The 25,218-nt window shown below is 61.8% G+C and carries 23 protein-coding genes; 10 read left to right on the top strand and 13 right to left on the bottom strand.

What is annotated here, in order from left to right; all coding sequences use genetic code 11:
- Position 1: 1 nt before the first annotated feature.
- Together RHE_RS10590 and RHE_RS10585 are read right to left on the bottom strand one after the other, a co-directional pair.
- Positions 2-1,261 (bottom strand): ABC transporter substrate-binding protein, encoded by a 1,260-nt coding sequence (locus RHE_RS10590; RefSeq protein ID WP_011425336.1) that lies wholly within the window; start codon positions 1,259-1,261, stop codon positions 2-4.
- A 66-nt stretch (positions 1,262-1,327) separates the two neighbouring features.
- Complete coding sequence (locus tag RHE_RS10585) at positions 1,328-3,850, bottom strand: hypothetical protein (RefSeq protein WP_011425335.1); 2,523 nt, start codon at positions 3,848-3,850, stop codon at positions 1,328-1,330.
- Between the two features lie 189 nt (positions 3,851-4,039).
- Between RHE_RS10585 and RHE_RS10580 the strand changes: the two genes are divergently transcribed.
- Together RHE_RS10580 and RHE_RS10575 are read left to right on the top strand one after the other, a co-directional pair.
- Complete coding sequence (locus RHE_RS10580) at positions 4,040-5,095, top strand: LacI family DNA-binding transcriptional regulator (RefSeq protein ID WP_011425334.1); 1,056 nt, start codon at positions 4,040-4,042, stop codon at positions 5,093-5,095.
- The gene (locus RHE_RS10575) at positions 5,092-5,631 is read left to right on the top strand and encodes an NADPH-dependent FMN reductase (RefSeq protein WP_011425333.1); all 540 of its coding nucleotides are present in this window, start codon (positions 5,092-5,094) and stop codon (positions 5,629-5,631) included. Before RHE_RS10580 ends, RHE_RS10575 begins: the two co-directional genes overlap by 4 nt.
- Here RHE_RS10575 and RHE_RS10570 read toward each other — a convergent pair.
- Genes RHE_RS10570 through RHE_RS10550 form a run of 5 tightly spaced genes read right to left on the bottom strand, consistent with a single transcriptional unit; the run spans position 5,618 to position 10,733 of the window.
- Positions 5,618-6,361, bottom strand: a complete 744-nt coding sequence (locus RHE_RS10570; RefSeq protein ID WP_011425332.1) for an ABC transporter ATP-binding protein — start codon at positions 6,359-6,361, stop codon at positions 5,618-5,620. The genes RHE_RS10575 and RHE_RS10570 overlap by 14 nt on opposite strands.
- Positions 6,358-7,203 carry an ABC transporter ATP-binding protein gene (locus RHE_RS10565; protein WP_011425331.1) on the bottom strand — a complete coding sequence of 282 codons (846 nt, stop codon included), beginning with the start codon at positions 7,201-7,203 and terminating at the stop codon, positions 6,358-6,360. The genes RHE_RS10570 and RHE_RS10565 overlap by 4 nt, the downstream gene beginning before the upstream one ends.
- On the bottom strand, positions 7,190-8,092 hold the full coding sequence (locus tag RHE_RS10560) for an ABC transporter permease (RefSeq protein ID WP_011425330.1): 903 nt from the start codon (positions 8,090-8,092) through the stop codon (positions 7,190-7,192). Before RHE_RS10560 ends, RHE_RS10565 begins: the two co-directional genes overlap by 14 nt.
- Positions 8,089-9,117 carry an ABC transporter permease gene (locus tag RHE_RS10555; protein ID WP_011425329.1) on the bottom strand — a complete coding sequence of 343 codons (1,029 nt, stop codon included), beginning with the start codon at positions 9,115-9,117 and terminating at the stop codon, positions 8,089-8,091. Before RHE_RS10555 ends, RHE_RS10560 begins: the two co-directional genes overlap by 4 nt.
- 20 nt (positions 9,118-9,137) lie before the next feature.
- Positions 9,138-10,733 carry an ABC transporter substrate-binding protein gene (locus RHE_RS10550; RefSeq protein WP_011425328.1) on the bottom strand — a complete coding sequence of 532 codons (1,596 nt, stop codon included), beginning with the start codon at positions 10,731-10,733 and terminating at the stop codon, positions 9,138-9,140.
- A 131-nt stretch (positions 10,734-10,864) separates the two neighbouring features.
- Here RHE_RS10550 and RHE_RS10545 point away from each other — a divergent pair, with 131 nt between their 5' ends.
- The 3 genes from RHE_RS10545 to kdgD all read left to right on the top strand — a co-directional run bounded on the left by RHE_RS10545 (position 10,865) and on the right by kdgD (position 13,574).
- Positions 10,865-11,575, top strand: coding sequence for a FadR/GntR family transcriptional regulator (locus RHE_RS10545; protein WP_011425327.1), 711 nt, complete (start codon positions 10,865-10,867; stop codon positions 11,573-11,575).
- 65 nt (positions 11,576-11,640) lie between these two features.
- Entirely contained in the window at positions 11,641-12,615 is a 975-nt protein-coding gene (locus RHE_RS10540) for a mannonate dehydratase (RefSeq protein ID WP_011425326.1), read from the top strand.
- Positions 12,616-12,647: 32 nt separating this feature from the next.
- Positions 12,648-13,574 (top strand): 5-dehydro-4-deoxyglucarate dehydratase, encoded by a 927-nt coding sequence (gene kdgD, locus RHE_RS10535; protein WP_011425325.1) that lies wholly within the window; start codon positions 12,648-12,650, stop codon positions 13,572-13,574.
- Between the two features lie 254 nt (positions 13,575-13,828).
- Here the strand turns inward: kdgD and RHE_RS10530 are convergent, their stop codons facing one another.
- The 4 genes from RHE_RS10530 to RHE_RS10515 form a co-directional block, all read right to left on the bottom strand.
- Entirely contained in the window at positions 13,829-14,902 is a 1,074-nt protein-coding gene (locus RHE_RS10530) for an ABC transporter ATP-binding protein (protein ID WP_011425324.1), read from the bottom strand.
- A 23-nt stretch (positions 14,903-14,925) separates the two neighbouring features.
- Positions 14,926-15,774 (bottom strand): carbohydrate ABC transporter permease, encoded by an 849-nt coding sequence (locus RHE_RS10525; RefSeq protein ID WP_011425323.1) that lies wholly within the window; start codon positions 15,772-15,774, stop codon positions 14,926-14,928.
- Positions 15,767-16,705 (bottom strand): carbohydrate ABC transporter permease, encoded by a 939-nt coding sequence (locus RHE_RS10520; protein ID WP_011425322.1) that lies wholly within the window; start codon positions 16,703-16,705, stop codon positions 15,767-15,769. The genes RHE_RS10525 and RHE_RS10520 overlap by 8 nt, the downstream gene beginning before the upstream one ends.
- An 81-nt stretch (positions 16,706-16,786) precedes the next feature.
- Positions 16,787-18,091 (bottom strand): extracellular solute-binding protein, encoded by a 1,305-nt coding sequence (locus tag RHE_RS10515; RefSeq protein WP_011425321.1) that lies wholly within the window; start codon positions 18,089-18,091, stop codon positions 16,787-16,789.
- A gap of 200 nt (positions 18,092-18,291) precedes the next feature.
- Between RHE_RS10515 and RHE_RS10510 the strand changes: the two genes are divergently transcribed.
- Genes RHE_RS10510 through RHE_RS10500 form a run of 3 tightly spaced genes read left to right on the top strand, consistent with a single transcriptional unit; the run spans position 18,292 to position 21,286 of the window.
- A complete protein-coding gene (locus RHE_RS10510; protein WP_011425320.1) occupies positions 18,292-19,491 on the top strand; it encodes an ROK family transcriptional regulator in 1,200 nt (399 codons plus the stop codon).
- Positions 19,492-19,525: 34 nt separating this feature from the next.
- Complete coding sequence (locus RHE_RS10505) at positions 19,526-20,626, top strand: Gfo/Idh/MocA family protein (protein ID WP_011425319.1); 1,101 nt, start codon at positions 19,526-19,528, stop codon at positions 20,624-20,626.
- An 18-nt stretch (positions 20,627-20,644) separates the two neighbouring features.
- A complete protein-coding gene (locus RHE_RS10500; RefSeq protein ID WP_011425318.1) occupies positions 20,645-21,286 on the top strand; it encodes a ThuA domain-containing protein in 642 nt (213 codons plus the stop codon).
- 208 nt (positions 21,287-21,494) lie between these two features.
- Here the strand turns inward: RHE_RS10500 and RHE_RS10495 are convergent, their stop codons facing one another.
- A complete protein-coding gene (locus tag RHE_RS10495) occupies positions 21,495-21,974 on the bottom strand; it encodes a DUF2938 domain-containing protein (protein WP_011425317.1) in 480 nt (159 codons plus the stop codon).
- A 235-nt stretch (positions 21,975-22,209) separates the two neighbouring features.
- Between RHE_RS10495 and RHE_RS10490 the strand changes: the two genes are divergently transcribed.
- Complete coding sequence (locus tag RHE_RS10490) at positions 22,210-23,007, top strand: creatininase family protein (RefSeq protein ID WP_011425316.1); 798 nt, start codon at positions 22,210-22,212, stop codon at positions 23,005-23,007.
- An 18-nt stretch (positions 23,008-23,025) separates the two neighbouring features.
- On the opposite strand, the gene RHE_RS10485 is transcribed toward RHE_RS10490, so the two are convergent.
- Positions 23,026-23,976 (bottom strand): LysR family transcriptional regulator, encoded by a 951-nt coding sequence (locus RHE_RS10485; RefSeq protein ID WP_011425315.1) that lies wholly within the window; start codon positions 23,974-23,976, stop codon positions 23,026-23,028.
- Positions 23,977-24,158: 182 nt separating this feature from the next.
- On the opposite strand from RHE_RS10485, the gene RHE_RS10480 reads away from it, so the two are divergent.
- Positions 24,159-25,175, top strand: coding sequence for an ABC transporter substrate-binding protein (locus RHE_RS10480; protein ID WP_011425314.1), 1,017 nt, complete (start codon positions 24,159-24,161; stop codon positions 25,173-25,175).
- The last annotated feature ends 43 nt before the right edge of the window (positions 25,176-25,218 follow it).

The following is a 25,218-nucleotide window of genomic DNA, read 5'->3' as shown; positions in this document are numbered from 1 at the left end:
GTCAGTTGGCGCCGACCTTGGCCTTGATGTCCTCGTCGATGCGGGCATAGGCGTCGTCGAGCTTCATCTCGCCGGCGATAACCTGGCTGATGCGGGCAACGATGGCGCTGTAATAGGCGTCCGACCACTTCCAGCCGGGCAGCCTCATGGCGGGCGCGGCCGTCTGCGCCGCCGACTCGACGAAGGCCTTCAGCGCCGCCTTCACATGCGGATTGTCGGTCTTGAAGTCCACCTGGCCGGCAGCGACGCCTTTATGCGCCGGAATGAACAGGCTGCGTTCGGCAAACTCCTTCTGGACATCGGCGCCGGCCAGATAATCCATGACCTTGGCGACGTCTTTCGGGTTCTTGGTGTATTTGACCGCGACGAGGCCAGCGCCACCCTGCATACCGGTACAGGCGACCGTGCCGCAGGGGCTCCCCGCCATCACCCAATCGAAACTGTCACCGATTTTTTGGGCGAAGCCCGAAATCTGCCAGCTTCCCGAGTAATAATAGGCAAGGCCGCCATTGATGAAGTCCTCGGCGGCGGCGCGATAGGTGGTGCCGGCGGCGCTGACCCAGACATCCTTGTTAACGATCCCCTCCTCGTTCCACTTGACGAAGCGGCTGAGGAATTCCTTGGATCCCTGATCGATCGGCGCCGGCTTGCCGTCGGCAGCGATGTAGTTGGCGCCGTAGGAAATGTTCGGGCCGGAGACGCGGTGGCCGGAGCGGTCGATCGCCATGGCGAACACCTTCTGACTGTCGGCGACCTTCTTGGCGGCGGCCGCCCAGTCATCCCAGGTCGCTTTCGGGCCGGGAATTTCGACGCCGGCCTGTTCGAACAGCGTCTTGTTGACGAAGCCGCCGGTCAGCGTCAGCTGGGTCATGAAGCCGGTGATGGCGTTCGAGCCGTCTGGGCGCATCCAATCAGCCTGGGCGCCGAAATTGTCGTCCCAATATTTCGCATCAGCCAACAGGGGGCGAAGATCGAGCCAGTGCTGCGCCTGCGCCTTCAAGTTGGTGACGCGGGCGATATCCGGCCCCTTGCCGGCTTCGAGCTGTACCGGCAGCTGCTCCTTGACGACGTCATAGGAGACCTCGTCGAGGATGACGTTGACATCGGGATTGGCCTTGGAGAAGCGGGCCAGCAGATCCTTGATGACAGCGCCTTCGCCGCCATCGGAATACCACATGATGCGCACGTCGCCGGCATGGGCGGCAACGGAACTCAAGAGAACCGCAGCAAAAGCCGCGCCGATCGATTTCATTCTGGTCATAGTCTCCTCCTCTTGACCGCTGAATTCCTGCGCCCGGCCGGGTCCTCCACCTGCCGGGCGCGTCGTCTACGAGGCCGCCCGCCGAAGCTGCCTGCCCGGTATCGTCAGATGTACCGCGTCTCCCCGCACCGACCAGTCCGAGGGTCGAAGAATGCGGCCTTCGGCGCGCACCGTGCCGTCCTCCTCGAAGATGACCTCGCCATAATCAGGATCGACGATGACCAAGGCGCCCTCGCCGTCGCGCCGGACCGAGAGCGCGGCGAAACGAGCCCGCATGCCGTCGAGACCGCTTTCGCGACCGAGATCGGAGAGACGGACGATCCAGCGGCCGCTGCGGCCGGCCAGGCGCAGTTCCATGTCCGTGGTTGGGCCGTGCTTCACCGGCTCCAGCGGCCCGTTGCCGATCAGCATTGCAAGGCCGCCACCAGAGCGGGCGAGCGCCACATTGCCGTCGAGCGCCGTCTCGTCGAAAGCTTCGAGCGGAAACCAGGCATGGGTGAAATCCGGCTGACCTTCGTGAACGGCGAAATCGAGGATCGCCAGATCGCGATACTGATGCACGCGCGGCAGCGTCCCGCAGCCGCCCCAGAAGCTCGGCCGGCCGTAACCGAACTGGATGGTTTCGCCGGGATGGTTGATCCAGATCTGCGCTTCCGGCCGGTCGCCCAGGCGCAGGTGCAGCACCGTCTCCTGATAGCCCCAGGCGCCGGGGCGATAATGGGCAATGGTGCCGAGCGCGGTGTCGCGCGTCTTGTAATGATAGAGGGCCGCGAACCGGTTTTCGCCCTGGGAGAAGGTCCATTCCTGCGCATCATCAGACTGGTGCGAGGCGATTTCGGCCAGCGCCTCTGGAAAACGCAGGCCGTGATCGCGGATGCAGACGGCAAGCTGCGGCAGCGCGTGGACGCGCCGGCCGTACCAGCCGCGGCCCCAGAGCAGTCGGGCGATGCCTGACAGTTCGACCGAGCGGCCGGGGCGAAGCGTATGTTCGTAGGAGCGGCCTTGGCTGCCGGTCAGCATTCCATGATGGGCCGAGCGGGCGACGATCTCCGTCAGGCGGACGATGCTGGCATTGGCGCGGGCGCGGATCGTCTCGTCAGGCGCGCAGGCGGCGAGCACCGTCAGGCCCTTGAGGTCGATCGGGAAATAGGGAACGGAATTCCATTCGGCCATCTCCCAGCGCTCGAAATGATCGAGCCAGGCGCGAACCCGCTCTTCGCCGACCTTCATCTGCTCGGCGCCGGTGCGGCCGGAACGGATGAAGACGGCATCGGGGAAAAGCTGACCGCCGAGATAGGCGGCGGTGTGGAAGAGCAACGCGTGGTTTTCGGAAAAATACCACTGAACGTCGTTGCCGGGCTCGTCCATCCAATAGCGGTAATCAAGGACCGCTTGCTCGATCCTGCCGCGCAGTTCCGGTGACAGAAGATCGCTCCAGCGCGTATAGGCAAAGAGCAGTGGCACCAGCACGAAATCGGCGCAGTCGTGGCAATCCTCGATGACCGGCAGCATGGCCGAAATCATCGCCTCGGTTTCCTCGCCGCCCTGCCCCAGCGCCAGACGGGCAAAAGCGCAGACCGTATCGGGCTCGGAATGGGCGGCGACTTCAGCAAGCGCTTCGGCGACGCGATCTTCCAGCGCAGCCGGCGCCGGCCCTTGCCGCGCGGGATGACAGATCTCGACGCCGAGGGTGCGGGCGACCGACAGTGCACCGGTTTGGAAGGTGATGCGGAAATGGCGGAAATCGGCTGGCATATCAGCCGAGCTTCCGAGCGCCAGCCTGGTCGCGCCTTTCTCCAGCGCGAAATCATAACCGAAGCGCTCGACCGACATGAAGTCGCCTTCAATCTCGACGTGGCAGCTCAGCGCCAGCGGCAGCGGCGCGGGAAACAGGATCGTCACGTCCTCGCCGAGATAGGCTGTGCGGTCGAAGCGCATGCCTTCGAGGATCGCCTCCAGCCCGTCCGCCTTATCGGCGGCGATCGGAGCGGGAAGTGATGTTTCCACTTCCGGCCCGTCGAGATAATCCAGCTGGAAATAGAAGCGGGCGTCGCGCTCGGCAAGATCGTCGAAATAGATGCGGATCTCGTTGAGACCGGCGACAAGTTCGATCTCGAAGATCTGCTGGGCTTCCAGATTGCGCTCGTAGGGCGCCATGAAGCCCTGCTCGCGACCGTTGACGAAGAGGATGGCGCCGCCGCAGGTCGACAGACGGAGCCTGGCGGACCCGGCCGTGCCGGCATCGAGGAAGGTGCGCGCCCAGCAGCCGATGCGGGTCGGGCGAAACCAGAATCCGGAAAGATCGACCCGCGGCGAGGCAAAGGGCAACCACCAGCGGATGGCCTCGAATTCGCCAAACGGTTGCGGTCTTTGGCCGGCGGAGGATTTCTTGAATTCGGTGCGGCAGGGATATTCATGCGGGATGAAGTTCTTCATCTTGGTGACGAAGAAAAACGGATCCATGCTGCCTTCCATTGGCCGGTCGGCAACGTCGTAGCGCGCCTGCGAGAGAGGGCCGAGCTGCCAATAGACGATCGGGCTATTCTTGGCGGTTTCGCGGCGGAGATGGGCTAACTGCTCAGCGGCCATCTGAAACCTGCTCCGGCTGCCTTGGGTTTTTCGAGAAAACGCCGACGCATGGATGGCGGTCAAGCCGCATCTTCAAAGCCTCCCTGCTCTGCCGCTTGTCGCGGACTCCTCGGGGGCAATTGTGCATAGGCATTCCATTTGCGCAACGTGAAAGATTTTTGCATAAAGGAGCGGGAGCGAGGAAGTGTCATGGCCGCGGAGCAGAAAAAAGGCAGGCGCACGCGCCTCGACGATATCGCCGCCCGCTGCGGCGTATCGATCAGCACGGTGTCGCGGGCGCTCGCCGGCGAAAAGGGCGTCAGGCCCGAGATCCGCAAGCTGGTGCTGGAAACGGCAAGTGCGGCCAGCTATGCCTTGCCGGCAAGTGTCGCCGGCAAGAAGGTCATGCTCGTCGCCTCCGGCGCGGCGATGATCGACTATGTCCGCAACCAGTTCACGCTTCATGTGCTCGAGGGCTTGAATGCCCGCGCGGCCGCCCTCGGCATCGAGGTCGCGATGCGCCCCGTTACCGACAAAGAGGATGAAGCCCGCGTCATGGCCGAGATGCGGGACAATCCTGGCTTCGGCGGCATGCTGATCCTGACCGTCGACGAGGAGGACATGCTGGCCGCGGCCGCCGGCCTCGGAAAGCCCGTCGTGCTCGTCAACAGCGACGATCCCTATATGCGGCTTTCGAGTGTCACGCCCTGCAACCGCTCGGCCGCTTTCATCGCCGCCGAGCGGCTGATCGAGGCCGGGCACGAACGCATCCTGTTTATGCTGCGGCCGGGGCGGCGGACGATCGAGCGGCGTCTGGAGGGTTGGCGCGATGCCCTGCAGCATCATGGCCTGCAGGCCGATGCCGATCTGGTACTTGAGGTCGACGACTGGCTGCCGGAACTCGGCGCCGAGGCGATCACCCGCCTCGTCCGCGACAAGGGCCTTTCCTTCACCGCCGTCCTGACGGCGGGCGACAGTCTTGCCAACGGCGCCGTGCGCGGATTGCAGGCGATGGGTTACGCAGTGCCGAAGGATATTTCCGTCATGGGCATAGACGATCTGCCGCAATCAGCCTTTCTCAATCCGCCGCTTTCGACCGTGCATATTCCGATGCGCGAACTCGGCGCCACCGCGCTCGATCTGTTGCGCGACATGATGCTCGGCCTTGCGACACCGCGGCGGCGCGTCGAGCTTTCCTGCCATCTCGTCGAAAGAGGCAGCGTCGCAGCCGTCAGCCATCCGCAGGAGGTTGCGCCGCACTCATGAAACTCCTGGCCATTTCAGGAAGCGCCCGCCGGGCTTCCACCAACACGGCGATGCTTTATGCTCTGCAGTCGGTTGCCGGCTCGACGTTTGAGATTTCGGTTTATGATCGCGTGGGAGAGCTTCCGGTCTTTTCGCCCGACCTGGAGCAGGACCCTCCGCTCGAAGTGGCGGCTTTGGCAAAGGCGATTGCCGAGGCAGATGGGCTGATCCTGGCGAGCCCCGAATATATCCGGTCGATTCCGGGCGGGCTGAAGAATGCCATCGACTGGCTCGTCTCCCGCAACGAGGTGATCGGCAAACCGATCGTGCTTGCACATGCGTCGCATCGCGGCGACGACATGCTCCACCAGCTTCGCATCATTCTCGCTACGCTGAGCGATCGTTTCAACGAGGATCTTTTCCTGCGGCTTCCTCTGATGAAGCTTTCCCCTGATGAGGTTGCCGCGCATCTTTCCGCCCCTCGGCATCAGGAGGAAATGCGCCGTTTCCTCGACGCTTTCGCAAATTACTGCGCGCCAGCCGTCAGGCTTCCATGAAGCTCGCCTCGAACAGCTCGCGCGCATAGGCATCATGCGTGGTGCCGGCCTGCAGATCCGCCCTGGTGAGTTCGTCGACGAAGCCGCCATTCTTCATGATCAGCACCCGGTCGCACATATGGGCGATGACCGCGAGATCGTGGCTGACGAGCAGATAGGTCAGCCCCTTCTCCTCGCGCTGATCGGCGAGCAGGTTGAGGATTTCGGCCTGGACTGAGACGTCGAGCGCCGATGTCGGCTCGTCGAGAAGCAGGATGGGCGGTGACAGGATCAGCGCCCGGGCAATCGCTACACGCTGCCGCTGGCCACCGGAAAGCTCGTGCGGAAACCGATTGGCGAAGCTTGCCGGCAGGCCCACCTGGATCAATGCCTTTTCGACCTTCGCCCAGATCTCGGAATGGCGCATGGCGCGCAGCGGCTCGGCGAGCGCGGTGCCGATGCGATGGCGGGGATGCAGGGATCCATAAGGATCCTGAAAGACCATCTGGGCAAGCGTCAGTTCCTCGCGGGAGCGTTTCTTGCCGATCGGTTTTCCGCCGAGCTCGATCTGGCCGGTCCAGCCGGCCCCCATGCCGGCAAGGCAGCGCAGCACCGTCGATTTGCCGCAGCCGGATTCGCCGACGATGCCGAGCGTCTCGCCCGGCTTGACCTGAAAACTGATGCTCCTGACGACATGGTTGCTTGATTTGCCCGATCCGAAGACGACATCGAGGTCACGCACATTGATCATTGCACCGCCTCCAGATCGAGTCTCGCCCGGTCGAGAACCGCGAGCCGGCGCACCGGGCTCTTCGGGTCGGGCAGCGCCGCTATCAGGCCGCGGGTATAGGGATGGCGGGCCTCTTCGAGACGGGTCAGGGTTTCGACGATCCGGCCGGCATACATGACGATGATGCGTTCGCAGAAGGCCGCGACCATGCGGATGTCGTGGCTGATCAGAAGCAGGCCCGAATTGTTCTCGCGCACAAGCTCATCGAGCAGCAGCAGCACGTCCTTCCTCACGCTGACATCGAGCGCCGAGGTCGGTTCGTCGGCGATGACGAGCTTCGGCCGCGCCAAGAGCATCATGGCAATCATTACGCGCTGCCCCATGCCGCCGGATATCTGGTGGGGATAGAGCGCCATCACCCGGTCCGGATCGCTGATGCGCACGCGCTCCAGCATGGCGCGAACCGCATCCTGCGCCTGGTTGCCACGCAGGCCGAGATGAAGGCGGGCGGCCTCGGCGATCTGCTTGCCAATCGACAGCACCGGATTCAGGGAATAGCGAGGGTCCTGCATGATCAGCGCAATGTCCTTGCCGCGCAGTGCCCCCATCTGGCGCTCGCTCTTTGCCAAAAGCGGACTGCCGGCGAGATCCATGCGCTCGGCAGAAACGATCGCCGCCGGCGGCAAAAGGCGCATGATCGCCCGTCCAGTCGTCGATTTGCCGGAACCGGATTCCCCGACGATCCCGACACGTTCGCGGCCGACATCGAAACTGACATTGGAGACGGCGGGCACGGCGCCTCGGCCGAACCGGACATTCAGCGCCTCGACGGAAAGAACGGGCTGGAGATCACGATCTTGCATGGCGGGGATCCAGAATGTCGCGCAGAGCATCTCCGGCGATGTTGAAGGCAAGGCTCGTCAGCAGGATGGCGATCCCCGGCATGACCGCGACCCACCAATAATCGAGCATGAACTTGCGGCCGTTGGAGATCATCGCGCCCCATTCCGGCGCAGGCGGCTGGGCGCCAAGCCCGAGAAATCCGAGCGAAGCCGCCGTCAGAATGATGCCGGCCATGTTGAGGGTCAGGCGGACGATCACCGAGGGAATGCACATGGGGGCGATATAAAGGAGAAGAATGCGGATCGGCGAGGCGCCATAGAGACGGGCGGCCACAACATAGTCGGCGTTTCTGACGACCAGAGCCTCGGCGCGCGCCAGCCGGGCGATCGGTGGCCAAGCGGTGAGTGAGATCGCGATGATCGCGGTGATCAAGCCGGCGCCGAGCGCCGCAGCAAAAGCAAGCGCCAGGATCAGCGACGGGAAAGAAAGAACGATATCGGTGGCGCGCATCAGCAGCGCATCGATGCGTCCGCCGAAGAAGCCCGCGACTACCCCGATCAAAAGACCGATCGGCCCGACGATCAACGAAATCGATAGCACGGTCTGGATGGTGATGCGTGTGCCGAAGATGAGGCGGCTCAGAATATCGCGACCGAACTCGTCCGTGCCGGCCGGATGCGCCAGACTCGGGGGCTGCAGGGCGTCCCCGAGCGATTGGATGACCGGATCGTAAGGCGCCAGCAGCGGCGCGAAGATCGCGATCAGGCAAAGCAGACCGAGGATGAGAAAACCGGCAAGGCCAAGCGGCTCGGCAGCCAGTTTGCGGCCGGCCCGCGCAAACGACGCCGCCATGCGGCTTGGCACGCTCGGAGGGCGAATCCGGATGTCGCTGTGAATAACATCGCTCATTGGGCCGCCTCCCGCATGCGCGGATCGAATGTCGCGTAGGCGACGTCGGCGAGGAAGTTCAACAGCATGAAAATGAATCCCACAATGATGGTGCCGGCCACGATGGCGTTCATGTCGCCGATCATCAGCGCATTCGTCATGTATTGGCCGATGCCCGGCCAGGAAAAGACGATCTCGGTCACGACGGCGCCTTCGAGCAATCCGCCATAGGAAATGGCCAGGATGGTGATCAGCTGCACGGCGATGTTCGGCAGGACATGGCGCCAGATCGTGCCGAAGGGGCTCACACCCTTGGCGCGGGCCGCAATGACGTAATCCTGACTCAACTGCTCCAGCGTGAAGCTGCGGGTCATGCGGGTGATGTAGGCCATCGCGGCATAGGCGAGGATGATGGCCGGAAGGATGATATGGCCGAGCGCGTTCCAGAAGATTTCCGTCTCGCCCTGCAGGAGGCTGTCGACCAACAGCAGCCCAGTTTGCGGAGTGACGAGACCTTCGTAAAACACATCGATCCTGCCCGGGCCGCCGACCCAGTTCAGGCCGGCATAAAAGATGACGAGCCCGACGATGCCGAACCAGAAAACCGGGATCGAATGACCGACCAGGGCGACCACGCGCGCGACCTTGTCGATCACGCTGTCGCGAAACAGCGCCGCGACCAGGCCGAGCGGCACGCCCACGAAAGTCGAAATGATCACGGCAAGTGTGGCCAGTTCGAATGTCGCCGGAAAGGCCTGAGCGAGGTCCGAGGAGACGGGATTGCCGGTGAGTACGGCCGTGCCGAAATCACCATGGGCGAGCCCGTTCAGATAGAGCAAGAACTGCTGATAGATCGGCAGATCGAGCCCCAGACGCGTCCGCATCGCCGCATAGGCGGCGGGATCGGCAAGCTCGCCGACGATCGCGCCGACGGGATCCGTGGGAAGGACGCGGCCGATCACGAAGGTCACACAGAGGAGGATGAACAGGCTGACGAGCAGATGCGCCAGGCGTCGGCCAAATTCGGCTACAGAGAGTTCCTTCATGATCGGTTGCCTCGGGAGTATTACTGGGCTTCAGTCTTCGTGACGTTCTCGAGGCGCGTCAGCTGGGTCGGATGCCCGACATAGCCCTCAACCTTGCTCGACAGGACGATCGGCTCGAAACGCTCGAACATCGGCAGCACCGCCGGCTTCTGCTCGACGAACATCTTCTGCATCTCGACATAGAGTTCGCCGCGCTTCTTGGCGTCCGGCTCCATCGAAGCCTTGGCCGTCAGCGCCGTGAGTTCGGGAATGTCCCAGGCCGAGCGCCAGACGAAGTTACCGGCGTTGTTGGCTTCCTTCGAGTTGTCGGGATTGGAGGAGAACTGCTCCATCGAGCCGAGCACGTTCGGCATGTAGGCGCTGGTCTGCGGGATCAGCAGATCGAAATCCCTGGCGCGATGAGCGGCGATGATTTCCGAGCCGTTGCCCTGCTGGATGTCGATCTTGATGCCGACCTGAGCGAGCGATGCCTGGATGGCCGTGGCAAGATCGATGCGCGGCGTCTGCGCGATCGTCTTCAGCGTCAGCGAGAAGCCGTCCTTGAACCCTGCTTCGGCCAACAGCTGCTTGGACTTTTCGACATCGAGATTCCAGTCGGGGTTCGGGATCGCAGATTCGAAATTCTCCGGAACCGGGACGTTTCTCGCCCGCCCGTAGGGCCCCATGATCGTCTTCTCGATGCCCTTATAGTCGATGCCATAGGCAATCGCCTCGCGGACCTTGGGATTGGACAGGTACTGGTTACCGGCATTCATCGACAGCACATAGAAGCCGCCTGTCGGAATACGCTGAATGGTAAAGCCCTGCTTGTCCTTGAAGGTGGCGAGATCGGCGGCGGTCAGTGCGCTGGCGATATCGATGTCGCCGTGCTCCAGCATCAGCCGCTCGACCTGGCTTTCCGGGACATGGCGGACGATAACGCGCTTCATCTTCGGAGCGCCGGTGACGTAATCCTTGTTGGCGTCGAGAATGACAAGTTCGTTCGGAGACCAGCGGTTCAGGGTGAACGGACCGGAGCCGGCGGAGTGCGTGCGCATCCAGGCATTTCCCCAGTCGTTGTCGGTGACATGCTTCTCGACTTCGACGCTGTCGACCACGCTGGTGGTCGATGCCGCGAGTCGGTAGAGCAGCATCTCGGCGGTCACCTGGCCGGAAAAATCGATGCGCACCGTCTTGTCATCGACTGCGGTGACGAGCTTGTCGACATTGGTCTTGTCGTAGCCGACGCGCTTGAGGTTGGCGGCGGCAGCCTGGTCGAGCTTCAGGAGCCGCGCCAGCGAATAGACGACATCTTTAGAGGTCACCGGATTGCCGGAGGCGAAATTGGCCTGACGCAGCGTGAAGCTGATGCCTTTGTCGTCGATCTTCCAGCTTTCGGCCAGCTGCGGCACGATCTTGCCATCCGGCGTGCTGTTGACCAGCCGGTCATAAAGGTTCGACATGATCTCGACCGCCTTGCCCTCGGTCGCCTGATGCGGATCGAGCGACAGGACCTGCGCCAATGATGTTCCGATCACCAGCTGGTCCTTCGGGGTGGCGGCGTACGAGAGCGGCGCAGCGATCGTCAGAGCACCGAAGACGACGCCGACGAACAGGCTCTTAGAAAAATGCTTCATTGCAACTCCTCCCTGGATTACTATAAGAGACATATTATGTCGCCCGTATGTCGTATTATGATTTATCGAAGTCGAATTCGATTTGCAAGTGCCGAGCGGGAGACGTGAGCCAAGGAACTGGGGAACGAAGAATGACAGCACTCGGCCGTGGTCGGCAAAGACTGGCGCAGCAGGTCATCGATCAGCTGCGGGCGCAAATCGAAACCGGGAAACTGCGCGTCGGCGATCAGTTGCCGACCGAACCCCAGCTCGAATCGACCTTCGGCGTCAGCCGCACCGTCGTGCGCGAGGCCATCGCCGATTTGCGGGCGGCGGGTTTCGTCCGGCCGATCCAGGGCAAAGGCGTCTTCGTCGCGGACCCGAAGGTAAATACCGTGATGTCGCTGACGCCGGTCGAGATCAAAAGTATTCCGGAAACCCTTGAGTTGCTGGAGTTCCGCATGGCGACCGAGGGTGAGGCGGCAGCCATTGCCGCCTATCGCCGCACCGCCGAGCAGGAGGCGGCGATTCGCGAGGCCAATCGGAAAATGGCGGGCATGATCGAGACCGGACAGCAGACCGTGGAAGCGGACTACGCCTTCCACATGGCGGTCGCCGCCGCCACCAACAACCGCTTTTACGTGGACGTCCTGCGCCATTTCGGCCCACGCGCCATTCCGCGCGGCCAGTTCCCGACCCTGCCCGAAGCCAATGATCGCGAATACCTGCAAAAGGTCTATGCCGAACATGTCGAGATTCTGTCGGCGATCGCCGATCAGGACCCGGAACGCGCCCGTCAGGCGATGCGCGCGCATCTGATGGCAAGCCAGCGTCGCTACCGCATGCTCGCCGAACAGCAATAGGGCTCGACACTCTCAGAAATTCATATTATGTCATACGACATTGATGAACTTTGAGAGGGTCTCCGATGTATCTGGGAACACAGGTGGCGGCGCGCGATGACGACGATTATCGCATCTTTGCGCAATTGGGCGTCAAGCATATCAGCGCCGACCCGCCGGGCAAGCCGAGCAGCTGGACGCTGGCCGATATCGAGCGTCATCGCGACAAGGTCGAGAGCTTCGGCCTGATCCTCGACATGATCCAGCTCCCCCTACCCTCGCAGCCGATCGAGAAGGCCTCCTTTCCCGATATTCTGCTCGCCGGCCCCGAGCGCGATCGGCAGATCGATGCCGTGTGCACAATGATCGAGAATGTCGCAAAGGCCGGCATTCCGGCGGTAAAATACAATCTCAACCTGATCGGCATTCCCCGTACCCCGGATGAGCCGGGGCGCGGCGGCTCGATGAATGCGAGCTTCCGCTGGGAGAAGACCGATCAGCAGGCAGCACCCGGCCTTGCTGGGGTGCTTTCCGAAGACGAGAACTGGGAGCGGATCGATTATTTCCTCGAACGGGTCGTGCCCGTCGCCGAAAGCAATCGCGTCCGCCTCGCCTGCCATCCGCACGATCCCTATACACCGCCCGGCTATCGCGGCGTCACCCGTGTGCTCGGCACGGTGGAAGGCCTGAAGAAGTTCGTGCAGATGCGCGAAAACCCGTATCACGGCCTCAATTTCTGCCAGGGTTCGGTCGGCGAAATGCTTGAAAATCCCCGCGAAGAGATCGACGACATCATTCGCTGGTTCGGAGAGCGCGGCAAGATCTTCAACGTCCACTTCCGCAACATCCGCGGCGGCAAGCTGTCCTTCATGGAGACCTTCCCCGACGAGGGCGACATGGACATGGTCCGCTCGGCCAGAATCTACAAGGAAGTCGGCTACAAATACATGCTGATGCCCGATCATGTGCCGACCGTCAGCGGCCAGGACCCGTCCGCCACCGCATTCGCCTTTTGTTACGGCTACATCGCGGCACTTCTGCAAGTGCTCGAGAATGCCTGACATGATTTTCAACACCTAAGGAATAGGACTTGATGATGAACCCGATCGAATTGAAAAAGGCCGTCGGCAGTGGCCTGCTCTCGTTTCCGGTCACCCATTTCGACGATCAGCTTAAATTCGACGAGGCGAAATACCGCCGTCATGTCGAGTGGCTTGCCGGTTACGACGCCGCCGCACTGTTTGCCGCCGGCGGCACCGGCGAGTTCTTCTCGCTCAACCCGGCCGAAATCCCTCAGGTCGTCCGAGCCGCCAAGGTGTCGGCGGGCAATACGCCGATCATCTCCGGAACCGGCTACGGCACGTCGCTTGCCATCGAGATCGCCCAGGCCGCCGAAAAGGCCGGCGCCGACGGATTGCTGCTGCTGCCGCCCTATCTGATGTTTGCCGAACAGGCCGGCCTGATCGCCCATGTCAAGGCGGTCTGCCAGTCGGTCGGTATCGGCGTCATCGTCTATAACCGCGACAATGCCGTCCTGACCGCCGAAAGCATCGCGCGGCTCGCCGAGGAATGCCCGAACCTGATCGGCTTCAAGGACGGCGTCGGCGACGTCGACAAGGTGATCGAGATCACCACGCTGCTTGGCGACCGTCTCGTCTATGTCGGCGGCATGCCGACCCATGAGGTCTATGCGCAAGCCTATTTCGCCGCCGGCGTGACGACCTACTCGTCCGCAGTTTTCAACTTCGTCCCTGCCCTCGCTCAGCGCTTTTACGGGGCGCTGCGCACCGGCAACCAGGCGACCGTCGACGAGATCCTCAAGAGCTTCTTCTTCCCCTTCGTCGCCCTGCGCAACCGCAAGAAGGGTTATGCCGTCTCAATCATCAAGGCGGGTCTTCGCGTCCTCGGCCAGAACCCCGGCCCCGTGCGGCCGCCGTTGACGGACCTCACCCAGGAGGAACTGGCGCTGCTGGAGAAAATCGTGCAGGCCAATGGCCTCTCGCGGATCGCAGCGGAATAATAGCCGTGACCGGGAACGGCGGTGGCACTGCCGCCGCAGACTCTTCCAGCGGCTCAATTTGTTGAGAGACCTCGCTCCTCACTCTCGACGTCATCCTCGGCCTTGTGCCGAGGATCTGCTGTGCATCGACCCGTGGCAGATGCTCGGGACAAGCCCGAGCATGACGAAAGAGGAGTTAGTCCCATTTTCATCAGGTCTTGGTGACTGCGCTTACCCGGCGGTCCGGTCGTTGTTGGGCTGAATGAGAACCACGCCTACAGCGCCACCCCGCTGCCGCGGTCGAAGACATGCACCTGATCACTGGCAATGCTTGCCTCGAACACCGCGCCGTAGCGGGCGGGGTATTCGCCGTCGACGATTGCCGTGACCTGCTGGCCGGCGAGATCGAAGACCACATGGGTCTGGGCGCCGGTCGGTTCGACCAGCATGGTGCGGCCGGCGAGCGGTGTGCCGGCTGAAAGGCCGGGAACGAGATGTTCCGGACGAAGGCCGATGGTGATGGCCTGGCCGGGCCTGACCCTGCGGTCGGGTGCGATGCGAATCGCCGTGCCGTCTTCGAGGCGGGCGGCGGGCGCACCGTTTTCACCGTCGACAGTACCCTCAAGCATGTTCATCGCCGGCGAACCGATGAAGGCGGCGACGAAGAGGTTGGCCGGCTTCTTGTAAAGTTCGAGCGGCGTGCCCGACTGCTCCACCCTGCCCTGATTGAGCACGACGATGCGGTCAGCGAGCGTCATTGCTTCGATCTGGTCGTGGGTGACATAGATCGAAGTGGTTTTCACCTTCTGGTGCAGCGTCTTGATCTCCGAGCGCATCTGCACGCGGAGCTTGGCATCGAGGTTGGAGAGCGGCTCGTCGAACAGGAAGACCGCCGGATTGCGCACGATGGCGCGGCCCATGGCGACACGCTGGCGCTGACCGCCGGAAAGCTGGGCCGGCTTGCGGTCGAGCAACTGGGCGAGATCGAGCATGCGGGCGGCTTCAGCAACGCGCGCCTCGATCTCAGGCTTCTGAACGCCGGCAAGCTTCAGGTTGAAACCCATGTTTTCGGCGACCGTCATATGCGGATAAAGCGCGTAGGACTGGAAGACCATGGCGATATTGCGCTCGCGCGGCGTCATGCCGTTGACGACATTGCCGCCGATCGACATCTCGCCGTCGGTGATCTCCTCGAGCCCGGCGATCATCCGCAGCAGCGTCGATTTTCCGCAGCCGGACGGCCCGACGAGGGCGACGAATTCGCCGTCCTCGACATGCAGCGAAATGCCGTGGATGACGTCGACGGCGCCATAGGCCTTAGTCACATCGTGCAGTGAAACGGATGCCATGATTGCAGCTCCAATAGTTCGGCTCAGGACTTGACGGCGCCGGCTGTCAAGCCGGCGATGATGTGCCGCTGGGCGACGAAGAAGACGATAATCGTCGGCAGGATGGTGAGCGTGATGAAGGCCAGCACCAGCTGCCATTCCGTGCCGTATTCGCCGCGATAGACCATGATGCCGAGCGGCCAGGGATATTTCGATTCCGAGTTCAGCATGATCAGCGGCAGGATGTAGCTGTTCCAGCTGCCGACGAAGGAAATGATGCTGACGGTGGCGACGATCGGCCGCGAAAGCGGCAGCGAGATATGCCAGAAGAACCTGAGATAACCGCAACCATCGACGAAGGCCGCCTGAAACAATTCCTCCGGCAGATTGCGGAAATAATTGCGGAACAAGAGGATGCTCATGCCGAGCCCGAAGGCCACCTGTGGCAGCACCACGCCCCAATAGGTGTTCAGCAAGCCGAGATCGCGGATGCGGATGAAGAGCGGCAGGATCGCGGTCGCTGCCGGAAACATCAGGCCGAGCAGGAAATAATTGAGCAGGAAGGACGAGCCAAAGAAGCGGACATGGGCAAAGGCGAAGGCTGCCATCGACGAGACGATCAGCGTCAGCAGCACGGTGAGCGCGGCGATGATCAGCGAATTGCCGATCTGCAGCCAGTAGCGTTCGCCGAACAGGATGTCGGTATAATTCGCCCATTGCCATTCCGTCGGCAGGCCGAAGGGATTGGTGCGCAGGTCGCCCAGCGTCTTGAAGCCGCCAAGGGCCGTCGTCAGCAGCGGGATCAGTACGATGGCGGCAATCAGGCTCAGCGACACATAGAGATAGATGCGGGTCGACGCGCGCATGCGGATGGAAGAGCTCATGTCAGTCATGGCGCATGAAGATCCTTTTGTAACCGAAGGCGAGCGTCACGCAGATGATGAAGAGCACCACACCGACGGCGCTGCCCAAGCCGACCTGCATGCGCATGACGCCATAAGTGTAGAGGAAGGTGACCATCGTCTGCGTCGAGTTTGACGGCCCGCCGCCGGTCAGCGGCATGATCATGTCGAAGAGCTGCAGCGAGCCTACAACGGCAAAGAAGATCGAAAGGCGCAAGGTCGAGCCGAGCAGCGGCAGCGTGACGTAGCGGAATTTCTGCCAGCCGGTGGCGCCGTCGATTTCAGCCGCCTCCAGCACGCTCTTGTCGACCGATTGCAGGCCGGCGATGAAGAGCATCATGTGAAAGCCGAAATATTTCCAGACGATGACGCCGAGCACGGCGTAGATCGCCACGTCCTTGTCGGCGAGCACGTACGGGTTGGCGAAGCCGAAAAAGTTGGAGACGGCGGCAAACAGGCCGTAATCGCCGTCATAGACGAAACGCCAGATCAGGCCTGCGGCAACATCGGCCAGCACATAGGGCAGGAAGAAGATCAGGCGATAGCCGACGACGCCCGGAATGCGGTGGGCGAGCATGGTGGCAAGCCAGATGGCGAGCGGCACCTGGATGCAGATCGAGATGACGATGATCAGGCCGTTATTGACCAGCGCCTGGGTGAAGGCCGCGTTGCGGAACAGCACCTGGAAATTCCGCAGGGCGATGAACTCGGTCGGCGTGCCGTAGCCGTTCCATTTGTAGAGGCTGTACCAGGCCGCCTCGCCCATCGGCATGATGACGAAGAGCGTGAACAGCAGCAGCGCCGGCGGCAGGAAGAGCAATAGAACCGTCAACCGGTCGTGGGCGACTGAACTCTTTCGGTTTACGGCTCGTCTTGCCGGCCTTGCGGCGCTCGGTGTCGATAGGACTGAGATATTGGCCATGGTTCCTGCTTTCGCATCTCGTCGGCAGCGATGCCGGCGCTCCCAATTGGCAGGAGCGCCGGAAGGTTCTGCAGGCGCTGGTTATTGTTCCAGCTCGAAAGCATCCTGGATCATCTGGGCGCCGTCCTTGGAGTTCATCTGTCCGGAGACGATTTCCACCGAGACGTCGTTGACGACACGGCCGACGGCTGCGCCGAGATCCTGGTCGAAGAAGTTCTGATGCCAGGTTGAACCGGCCAGCTGTTTGGCGGATTCGGCCAGCAGCGGGTTGACGACGCCGTCATCGGCGCCGACGGCAACGGGAAGCAACATGCCAGCCTTGGCCATCGCCCGCTCATTCTCCGCATTCGTCAGGAAAGCGAGGAAATCGATCGCTTCCTTGGAGGCCTTCTTGGTGACGGCCCAGCCATTCAGACCACCAAGCGTATCCGTCGGCTTGCCGGCGCCGCCCTCGACCGTTGGGAAGACGAAACGGCCGATATTATCCGGGGAGAGGCCCTTGCCGTCGCCGGCATTTTTTCGCTGATTGGCCTCGGTCGCTTCAAAGCCGAGGATCATCGCAGCCTTGCCGTCGCCGAAGACACCGAGCGTCTGCGGCCAGGTGGCGCCGAGATAGCCGGGCTGGAAAGGCTCGAGCTTGCCGAGCTCGGCGAGGTCGTCACCGGCCTTGATGATGGCGGGATCGAGGAAACCTTCGCCCTCGCCGTTCTTGGCCGCTTCGAAGACCTTCTGGCCGCCTTCGCGCATGACGAGATAGCTCCAGTAGAAGTGAATCGGCCATTTCTCGCCGCCGCCGCCGGCAATCGGCACGATGCCGGCCGCCTTGATCTTCTTCACCGCAGCGAGGAAATCAGTCCAGGTCTTGATGTCTTCGGCCTTGACGCCAGCCTTGGCAAACAGCGCCTTGTTATAGAAGAAGCTGACAAGACCGACCTTGTAGGGAATGGCCCAGGTCTTGCCGTCGAAGGTCAGGCCATCGACCGAGGCCGGGGTATAGGCCTTGCGCAGCTTGCCGCCATCGGCGTCGAGAGCTGCCGTCACATCCTGCAGCGCGCCGGTCTCGGACTGCTGCTTCAACACACCGCCGCCCCAGCTGAAAAAGAAATCCGGCACGTCGTCGGACTGCAGCAATGTCGGAAGCTTGGCCTTGAAGGCCTCGTTTTCGAGGAACTGCATCTGGATATCGACATCGGGATGCTGGGCTTCGTATTTCTTGACGATATCCTCCCAGGCCGCGACGTTTTTCGGATCGAGCTCGAGATGCAGCCATTTGACCACCGTCGTCGCCGAGGCGGCTCCTGCTCCGGCCAGCAACATGCCGGCTGCCGCGGCCATAGATACGATGCGCCTGCCGCCGAAACCGGCGTTCTTCAGCATGAAATTCATGATTTCCTCCCTGGGGACCTATCCTCACAATTTTTTCCCCGATGCGGATTAATTCAACGGAGGTTTCGTCGGATGTCAACCCAATCGCCGCTATTTTTAGCAAATGCGCTTGACAGGCGCCTGGAATTGCCTGCTATTTATTTCGTAACCCGTTAAAAATATTGGCTTCCGCCCAACTAAACGACCGCCGGCTGATTTTCATGAAGACTGCAGATCCAGAATTGATGCGCGCGATCAACCGCTTGAACGTGCTCGATACCGTCCGGCGCCATGGTCCAATCTCGCGCATCGAGATCAGTGAACGGACCGAGCTTTCCACCACCACCGTTTCCGCTATTACCGCCTCGCTGCTCGACGATGGGCTGATCCTGCCGCGTCACGAAGGCGACATCCGCAACGAGGCGGTGCGCGGCAGGCCGCGCGTGGCGCTGGAGCTCAATCCCGATGCCGCCCGCGTCGTCGGCGGCAAGATCGCCGCCAACCGGATGGTGTTCGTCGTCACCAATTTCCGCGGCGACGTGCTGTCGAAGCTCGCTCTGCCGATCCGCATCGACCGGCAGCCGATCGGCGTCATCGCCGATCTCGTCGAGGACGGGGTCAGGCGCTGCGTCGTCGATGCCGGACTGTCGCTCGAGGATGTCGACAGCGTCTGCCTCGGCTTTCCCGGGGTCATCGAACATCGCACCGGCTACATAAGAAGCAGCCCGATCTTCCGCGACACCAATGTCGATTTTGCCGCCGAAATGTCGACGCGGCTGTCGACGCCGACCATCGTCGAAAGCGACGCGCATGCCATTACGCTTGGCCATCACTGGTTCGGAAGAGCCAGGGATCTCGAGGATATGGTGTTGATTTCGTTGGAGCAGACGCTGGGTCTCGGCGTGTTGCACGGCAACCGCCTGTTTCGCGGCGCCGGCGGCCTCAGCCACAATCTCGGCGACCTGGTGCTCGGCATGGGGCCGAACGGCGTCATGCGGCTCTCCAGCCAGGCCGGCGAAAGCGCCATTCTCGGCGAACATCAGGCCGACGGGCGTTTTGCCGAAGCGATTCGGCTCGGCCGCGGCATGACGCACGCCCAGGCGCTGATCAAGGCTGACGACGACCGGCTGATCAGCGCCGCGATCCGCGCCGGCGAAGCCGTCGGCTTGACGATCGCCAATATCGTCACGCTGTTTGCGCCGCCGCGCGTCATACTGGTGGGGTCGAGCCTGGCGCTCGGCGAACCCTTTTTGAACAGTCTCCGAGACGCCTATGCGCTTGCCATTCCGCCATCGCTCAAGGGGGTGAGCGAACTCGTCTTCGACGATTCGAGCGATGATTTCTGGGCGCAGGGTGCGGCCGCGGTGGCGCTCTACGAACTCTACGAATCGCCCTGGAGCACCACCGGGCCGGCGCTCTGACGGGGGTCACAATCACGATCAGATGGAGGAATTCATGGAAAGAGTCGGTATCGGCATCATCGGATGCGGCAATATTTCGGGCGCCTATCTCACAGCGATGGCCTCCTTTCCCATTCTCGACATTCGCGGTGTGGCCGACCTCAACCGGGACCTGGCGGAGGCGAAGGCGCGGGAATTCAACGTTCCCGCCAAAACGGTCGAGGGACTTTTTGCCGACCCTGAGGTCGAAATCATCGTCAATCTGACGATCCCCAAAGCCCATGTCGCCGTGGCGCTGCAGGCGATCGAGGCCGGCAAGCATACCTATTCGGAAAAGCCGCTCGGGATTAATTTCGCGGAAGGGAAAAAATTGGCCGAGGCGGCGCGCGCCCGCAATCTGCGTATCGGCGCGGCGCCCGACACCTTCCTCGGTGGCGGCCACCAGACGGCCCGTGCGCTGATCGACCAGGGCGTCATCGGCCAACCGGTCGGCGGATCGGCCACCTTCATGTGCCCGGGCCATGAGCGCTGGCATCCGAACCCGGCCTTCTATTACGAGGTCGGCGGCGGGCCGATGCTCGACATGGGTCCCTATTACATTACCGATCTCGTCAATCTGCTCGGGCCGGTATCGCAGGTCGCGGGCTTTGCGACGACGCCACGGGCCGAACGGCTTATTACCAGCGAGCCGCGTAATGGCGAGCGTATCGCCGTGCATGTGCCGACCCATGTCGCCGGCATGATGGCTTTTGCCAATGGCGCGGTCGTGCAGATCGCCATGAGCTTCGATGTCGCCGGCCACAAGCATGTGCCGCTCGAAGTCTATGGAACCGAGGGCACGCTTATCGTCCCGGATCCCAACAAGTTTGCCGGTCCTGTCGAGTATCTGAAGAAGGGCGGCGCCTTCGAGGACCAGCCGGTCACCGCGCCCTATGCCGAAGGCAATTTCCGCTCGCTCGGCGTCGCCGACATGGCGCATGCAATCCGCTCGAACCGGCCGCACCGCGCCAATGGCGACCTGGCGCTGCACGTGCTCGAAGTCATGGAAGCCTTCCATACAGCGTCCGAGACCGGCCGAACGGTGACGATCACCACGGCGGTGGAACGCCCCGCCCCGTTGTCCCAATCGATCGTCGACGGACGGCTGGCGAAATAAGTTTCAGGAGGAAAGAGAATGCGTGAAGCACTGATCGTCTGGGGTGGCTGGAGCGGACACGAGCCGCAGGAATGCGCCGAAATCATCAAGACCATGCTCGAGGAAGACGGTTTCAAGGTTTATCTCGAACACGGAACCGAGGCGCTTGCCGACCCTTCGGTCCATGATCTCAGCCTCGTCGTGCCGATCATGACGATGTCGAAGATCGAGAAGGAGGAGGTCAAGAACCTCGCCGCCGCAATCGAAAGCGGCGTCGGCATTGCCGGCTATCACGGCGGCGCCGGCGATGCCTTCCGCGACTCCGTCGACTATCAATTCATCATCGGCGGCCAGTGGGTGGCCCATCCCGGCAACATCATCGACTATACCGTCAACATCACCCGGCCGGATGATCCGCTGATGGAGGGGATTGCCGATTTTCCCTACACCTCCGAGCAATATTACATGCATGTCGACCCCTCCAACGAGGTTCTGGCAACGACCAGGTTCACCGGCGAACACGCCTACTGGATCGACGGCGTCGTCATGCCTGTCGTCTGGAAGCGCAAATACGGCAAGGGCCGCGTCTTCTATTCCTCGCTCGGTCACCAGGCCAAGGAATTCGACGTCCCGGAGATGAAGACGATCTTCCGCCGCGGCGCCAACTGGGCGGCGCGGTAGTCTGTTCAATTCGCGGGAAACCAAAAGACCCCTCCCCAACCCTCCCCACAAGGGGGAGGGGCTAAGATGCCGCACCGCTTCACCTAAACTCTATCGGGTCAATTCGTCGAACGGCGACAGCCAGCAAGACCTCTGCTTTTGGGTCGCCGTCGGACGCCACAGCTTAGTCCCTCCCCTTGTGGGGAGGGGTTGGGGATGGCTTTTTGGCTCAGCGAATGATCAACGCCGTCCCGTAAAGTCCCAGCGCAAACACCGTATGCGCCAGCAGATTGAAGCATCGGACCTTCATCGGCTTCGGATGCCTGGAAGCGGCCCAGCCGAGGCCGAGGCCGGGCTGCAGCAGGAACCACCCTGCCCCGACGGTTACGATGCCGAATATCCAGGCGGGGAGAAATGTCGGTGCGGCCAACCACTCCTGCCCCATGATGATCGCAAAGATCACGCCATAGAGAATGCCGACGGCATAGTGGCTGATCCAGCCGAGAGCGAGCTCATTCGCATAAGGCGCTGCATCGGCGATGTTCTCATGAAAGACCTTGCCGCGACCAAGATGCCAGAACCAGCGGCCGACCGGCGCCCAGTTCGGCGGCGTCTGGCCGAAGACCTTCGTGAGCACAATCGCCCAGAGGTCCATGAGGATGGTTGCGCCGGCGCCGATCACCAGACCGCGCCACAGGATATCGAACATCGTGAATCACCGGAAAGCGTTGCGATTGCAGAGGCCGTAGAAAACCATTGCGGACGCACTTGCGCAATGGTTTCGGCAAGACATGCGCGGAGACATTACGGCAAAGAGCCGCGTTCGACGGGGCCGTTGCTCCATCATCCGCAAAAAGGCATCGGTGCGACCGCAAATTGATGCTTTTCGCAGGTAGCTTTATTCCCTACTCACTGTCTCGAACGGCAAGGAGAGGCGAACGGCAATGACAGTGCCATTTTACTGGAACGAGTTGGTCAGCGATGACTTCACCGGACTGTCTCCCGACACCACGATCGCCATCCTGCCGATCGCCTCGACGGAACAGCATGGGCCGCATCTGCCGATCGCGACCGATGTGGCAATCGCCGAAGGCATGCTCGCCGAATTACGCAAGCAGAAACCCGTCGATCTCGATTGTCTGGTGCTGCCGACGCAGGAAATCGGTAAGGCCAATGAACATATCTACGGTCCGGGTACCTTGTCGCTCGGCGCCGAACTGCTCATTCCGGTCTGGACCGCGATTGGCGCAAAGGTTGCCGAAGCCGGCATCCGCAAGATGGTGATCATCAATTCGCATGGCGGCAATGTCGATATCATGAGCATCGTGGCGCGAGAGCTGCGCGTGCGCTACGCGATGGCCGTCATCTCCACGCAATGGGGGCGCTTCGGTCACCCCGGGGGCATGATCAGCGAGCATGAGCTGAAATACGGCATCCATGGCGGCGAGGTGGAAACGTCGCTGATGCTGCATTTCCGGCCTGACCTGGTACGGATGGAGAAGGCGCAGAATTTCAAATCCAAGGCGGCATGGATGCGGGAGCAATCGAATTACATTCAGCCGCTGCCGCCGCATTCGCTCGCCTGGATCGCCCACGATCTCAATCCCAACGGGGTCGTCGGCGACGCGTCGCGCGGGACGGCCGAAAAGGGCGAAGCGATCTGCCGCCATCAGGTCAAGGGCTTCATCGAACTGCTCTGCGACCTAAAGCGCTATCCGCTTTCCAGTCTTTATTCCAAGTAGGGCCTGCCGAACTGCGGCTCAGATCGCGACGGAAGTATCCGCCGCGATGTGCCCTTTGGCCTGCAGTTCCTGCACCAGTCCGGCCAACTCGGCCAGGAGATATTCGACGAACAGGCTGGTGGCGGAGTCGAGCGGCGCGCGGGCGCGGGCAAAAAGCTTCATCGGCTGGTGGCGCGCATGTGGCTCCGCGATCGGCCGGAAGACCAGTTCGCCCTGCCGGCATTCGGTGATGACGTCGAGCGGGTTCAGGATCGTTAGCCCCGCCCCCGACTTGACCAGCTTTTTCAGCATCTCCGAGGCATTGGTTTCGAGCACCGGTTCGACATGCACGTCGAGGCGCGCCAAAGCCAGATTGATCACGTCGCGCAGGCTGGTCCCTTGCTGCGCCAGCACCAGGCGCTCCTGGACGATATCGGCCAGGTTGATCGGGCCGGGACCGATCAGATGGTGACCGGGCGGCAGAACCACGCCGATCGGAATGTCGAAATTGCCGAGCGTGCGGATGCCGGGCGTTGCCGGAATATTGAAGCCGAGGCCAATATCCACCTCACCTGAAAGTACCGGGTTGACGGTCATCGTGCCGGCGTCGTTCCGCAATTGCATGAAGACGCGCGGATGTTCCGACTGGAAGCGGGCGATTATTTCCGGCAGCGGCCCTGCCGCAAGGCCGACGGTCGTCACCAGCCGAACCTTGCCCGCCTGCTGCATCTTAAGGCTGCGGATACGCCCCTCCAGCCGCTCGTAGTTCTTCAGCACCTCGCGGATATGTTCGATGCAGAGCTCGCCGGCGGCGGTCAGCCGCAGCCCGCGCGGCAAGCGCTCGAAGAGCGGCGCGCCCATTTCCTCCTCCAAGGCCAAAATCTGCCGGTTGATCGCCGAAGACGCCACGTTCAGTCGTGCCGCCGCCTTGCGGATCGAGCCCGAACGCGCGATCTCGTTGATATAGAGAAGCTTTCTGGAATGCAGCATCAGAACCTCGTTGCATGAATATCAGGCACGCAGCGCAAAATAGGCACGGGCTTTCAATGAGATGCCGAAAAGGCATCATTGCGCACGAAATTTGATGCTTTTCAAAGAGCAAAGCAACGGCTCCTATGAAGAAAATCGGACGTCGCCGCGACGGCCGCGAACTCAGAAGGGGAACGTTGATCATGCCCATGACAAAGAAGAACAGGGTCTTTTCCGCATTGGCCGGGCTTGGCGGCATGATTGCCTCCATCGCGTCCGCTCAGGCGGCCGACAAGGTCACCTATGGCACCAACTGGCTGGCGCAGGCCGAGCATGGCGGCTTCTACCAGGCGGTCGCCGACGGCACTTATGCCAAGCATGGCCTCGACGTCACCATCGTCCAGGGCGGTCCGAATGCGGCCAACAGCGCGCTGCTGATCTCCGGCAAGATCGATTTCTACATGGGCGGGCCGCAGGGCGAGATTTCGGCCGTCGAGCAGGGCATTCCGCTCGTCGACGTCGCGGCGATCTTCCAGAAGGATCCGCAGGTGCTGATCGCACATCCCGATGCCGGCATCGAGAAATTCGAAGATCTCGCCAAGCTCAAGACGCTGTTTCTCGGCAAGGACGGCTATCTCACCTATTTCGAATGGATGAAGGCGAATTTCAAAGGCTTCAGGGACGAACAGTACAAGCCCTATAATTTCAGCCCGGCGCCGTTCCTTGCCGACAAAGATTCGGCGCAGCAAGGTTATCTCACCTCGGAACCCTACGAGATTCAGAAGCAGGCCGGCTTCGAGCCGAAAGTCTTCCTGCTCGCCGACAACGGCTACTCCCCCTATTCGACGATGATCACCACCACGCAGGCGATGATCGACAGCAAGCCCGATGTCGTCCAACGCTTCGTCGATGCCTCGATCGAAGGCTGGTACCACTATCTCTACGGTGACAACACCAAGGCCAACGAGCTGATCAAGAAGGACAATCCTGAAATGACGGATGGTCAAATCGCCTATTCCATCGCCAAGATGAAGGAGTACGGCATCATCGAATCCGGCGACAGCCTCGACAAAGGCATCGGCTGCCTGACCGAGGCGCATTACAAGGCCTTCTTCGACGAAATGGTAGCGATCAAGGTGTTCAAGCCGGAGACGGATTACACCAAGGCCTTCACGACGAAATTCGTCTGCAAAGGCACCGGAATGGCGATGAAGAAGTAAGCCGAAGACTCCGTCGGAGATCCGCCTCACACGGCGGATTCCA

Origin of the sequence: Rhizobium etli CFN 42 (assembly GCF_000092045.1) — a bacterium.
GTDB lineage: Bacteria > Pseudomonadota > Alphaproteobacteria > Rhizobiales > Rhizobiaceae > Rhizobium > Rhizobium etli.
This window is presented reverse-complemented; position numbering and strand designations above follow the sequence as displayed.

Coding starts and splice junctions, on each gene's coding strand:
- RHE_RS10545 (WP_011425327.1), top strand. CDS start 10,865: ATGACAGCACTCGGCCGTGGTCGGCAAAGACTGGCGCAGCAGGTCATC.
- RHE_RS10550 (WP_011425328.1), bottom strand. CDS start 10,733: ATGAAGCATTTTTCTAAGAGCCTGTTCGTCGGCGTCGTCTTCGGTGCT.
- RHE_RS10480 (WP_011425314.1), top strand. CDS start 24,159: ATGCCCATGACAAAGAAGAACAGGGTCTTTTCCGCATTGGCCGGGCTT.
- RHE_RS10565 (WP_011425331.1), bottom strand. CDS start 7,203: ATGCAAGATCGTGATCTCCAGCCCGTTCTTTCCGTCGAGGCGCTGAAT.
- RHE_RS10520 (WP_011425322.1), bottom strand. CDS start 16,705: ATGGCCAATATCTCAGTCCTATCGACACCGAGCGCCGCAAGGCCGGCA.
- RHE_RS10590 (WP_011425336.1), bottom strand. CDS start 1,261: ATGACCAGAATGAAATCGATCGGCGCGGCTTTTGCTGCGGTTCTCTTG.
- RHE_RS10560 (WP_011425330.1), bottom strand. CDS start 8,092: ATGAGCGATGTTATTCACAGCGACATCCGGATTCGCCCTCCGAGCGTG.
- RHE_RS10500 (WP_011425318.1), top strand. CDS start 20,645: ATGCGTGAAGCACTGATCGTCTGGGGTGGCTGGAGCGGACACGAGCCG.
- RHE_RS10570 (WP_011425332.1), bottom strand. CDS start 6,361: ATGATCAATGTGCGTGACCTCGATGTCGTCTTCGGATCGGGCAAATCA.
- kdgD (WP_011425325.1), top strand. CDS start 12,648: ATGATGAACCCGATCGAATTGAAAAAGGCCGTCGGCAGTGGCCTGCTC.
- RHE_RS10485 (WP_011425315.1), bottom strand. CDS start 23,976: ATGCTGCATTCCAGAAAGCTTCTCTATATCAACGAGATCGCGCGTTCG.
- RHE_RS10540 (WP_011425326.1), top strand. CDS start 11,641: ATGTATCTGGGAACACAGGTGGCGGCGCGCGATGACGACGATTATCGC.
- RHE_RS10585 (WP_011425335.1), bottom strand. CDS start 3,850: ATGGCCGCTGAGCAGTTAGCCCATCTCCGCCGCGAAACCGCCAAGAAT.
- RHE_RS10495 (WP_011425317.1), bottom strand. CDS start 21,974: ATGTTCGATATCCTGTGGCGCGGTCTGGTGATCGGCGCCGGCGCAACC.
- RHE_RS10515 (WP_011425321.1), bottom strand. CDS start 18,091: ATGAATTTCATGCTGAAGAACGCCGGTTTCGGCGGCAGGCGCATCGTA.
- RHE_RS10510 (WP_011425320.1), top strand. CDS start 18,292: ATGAAGACTGCAGATCCAGAATTGATGCGCGCGATCAACCGCTTGAAC.
- RHE_RS10530 (WP_011425324.1), bottom strand. CDS start 14,902: ATGGCATCCGTTTCACTGCACGATGTGACTAAGGCCTATGGCGCCGTC.
- RHE_RS10580 (WP_011425334.1), top strand. CDS start 4,040: ATGGCCGCGGAGCAGAAAAAAGGCAGGCGCACGCGCCTCGACGATATC.
- RHE_RS10490 (WP_011425316.1), top strand. CDS start 22,210: ATGACAGTGCCATTTTACTGGAACGAGTTGGTCAGCGATGACTTCACC.
- RHE_RS10505 (WP_011425319.1), top strand. CDS start 19,526: ATGGAAAGAGTCGGTATCGGCATCATCGGATGCGGCAATATTTCGGGC.
- RHE_RS10525 (WP_011425323.1), bottom strand. CDS start 15,774: ATGACTGACATGAGCTCTTCCATCCGCATGCGCGCGTCGACCCGCATC.
- RHE_RS10555 (WP_011425329.1), bottom strand. CDS start 9,117: ATGAAGGAACTCTCTGTAGCCGAATTTGGCCGACGCCTGGCGCATCTG.
- RHE_RS10575 (WP_011425333.1), top strand. CDS start 5,092: ATGAAACTCCTGGCCATTTCAGGAAGCGCCCGCCGGGCTTCCACCAAC.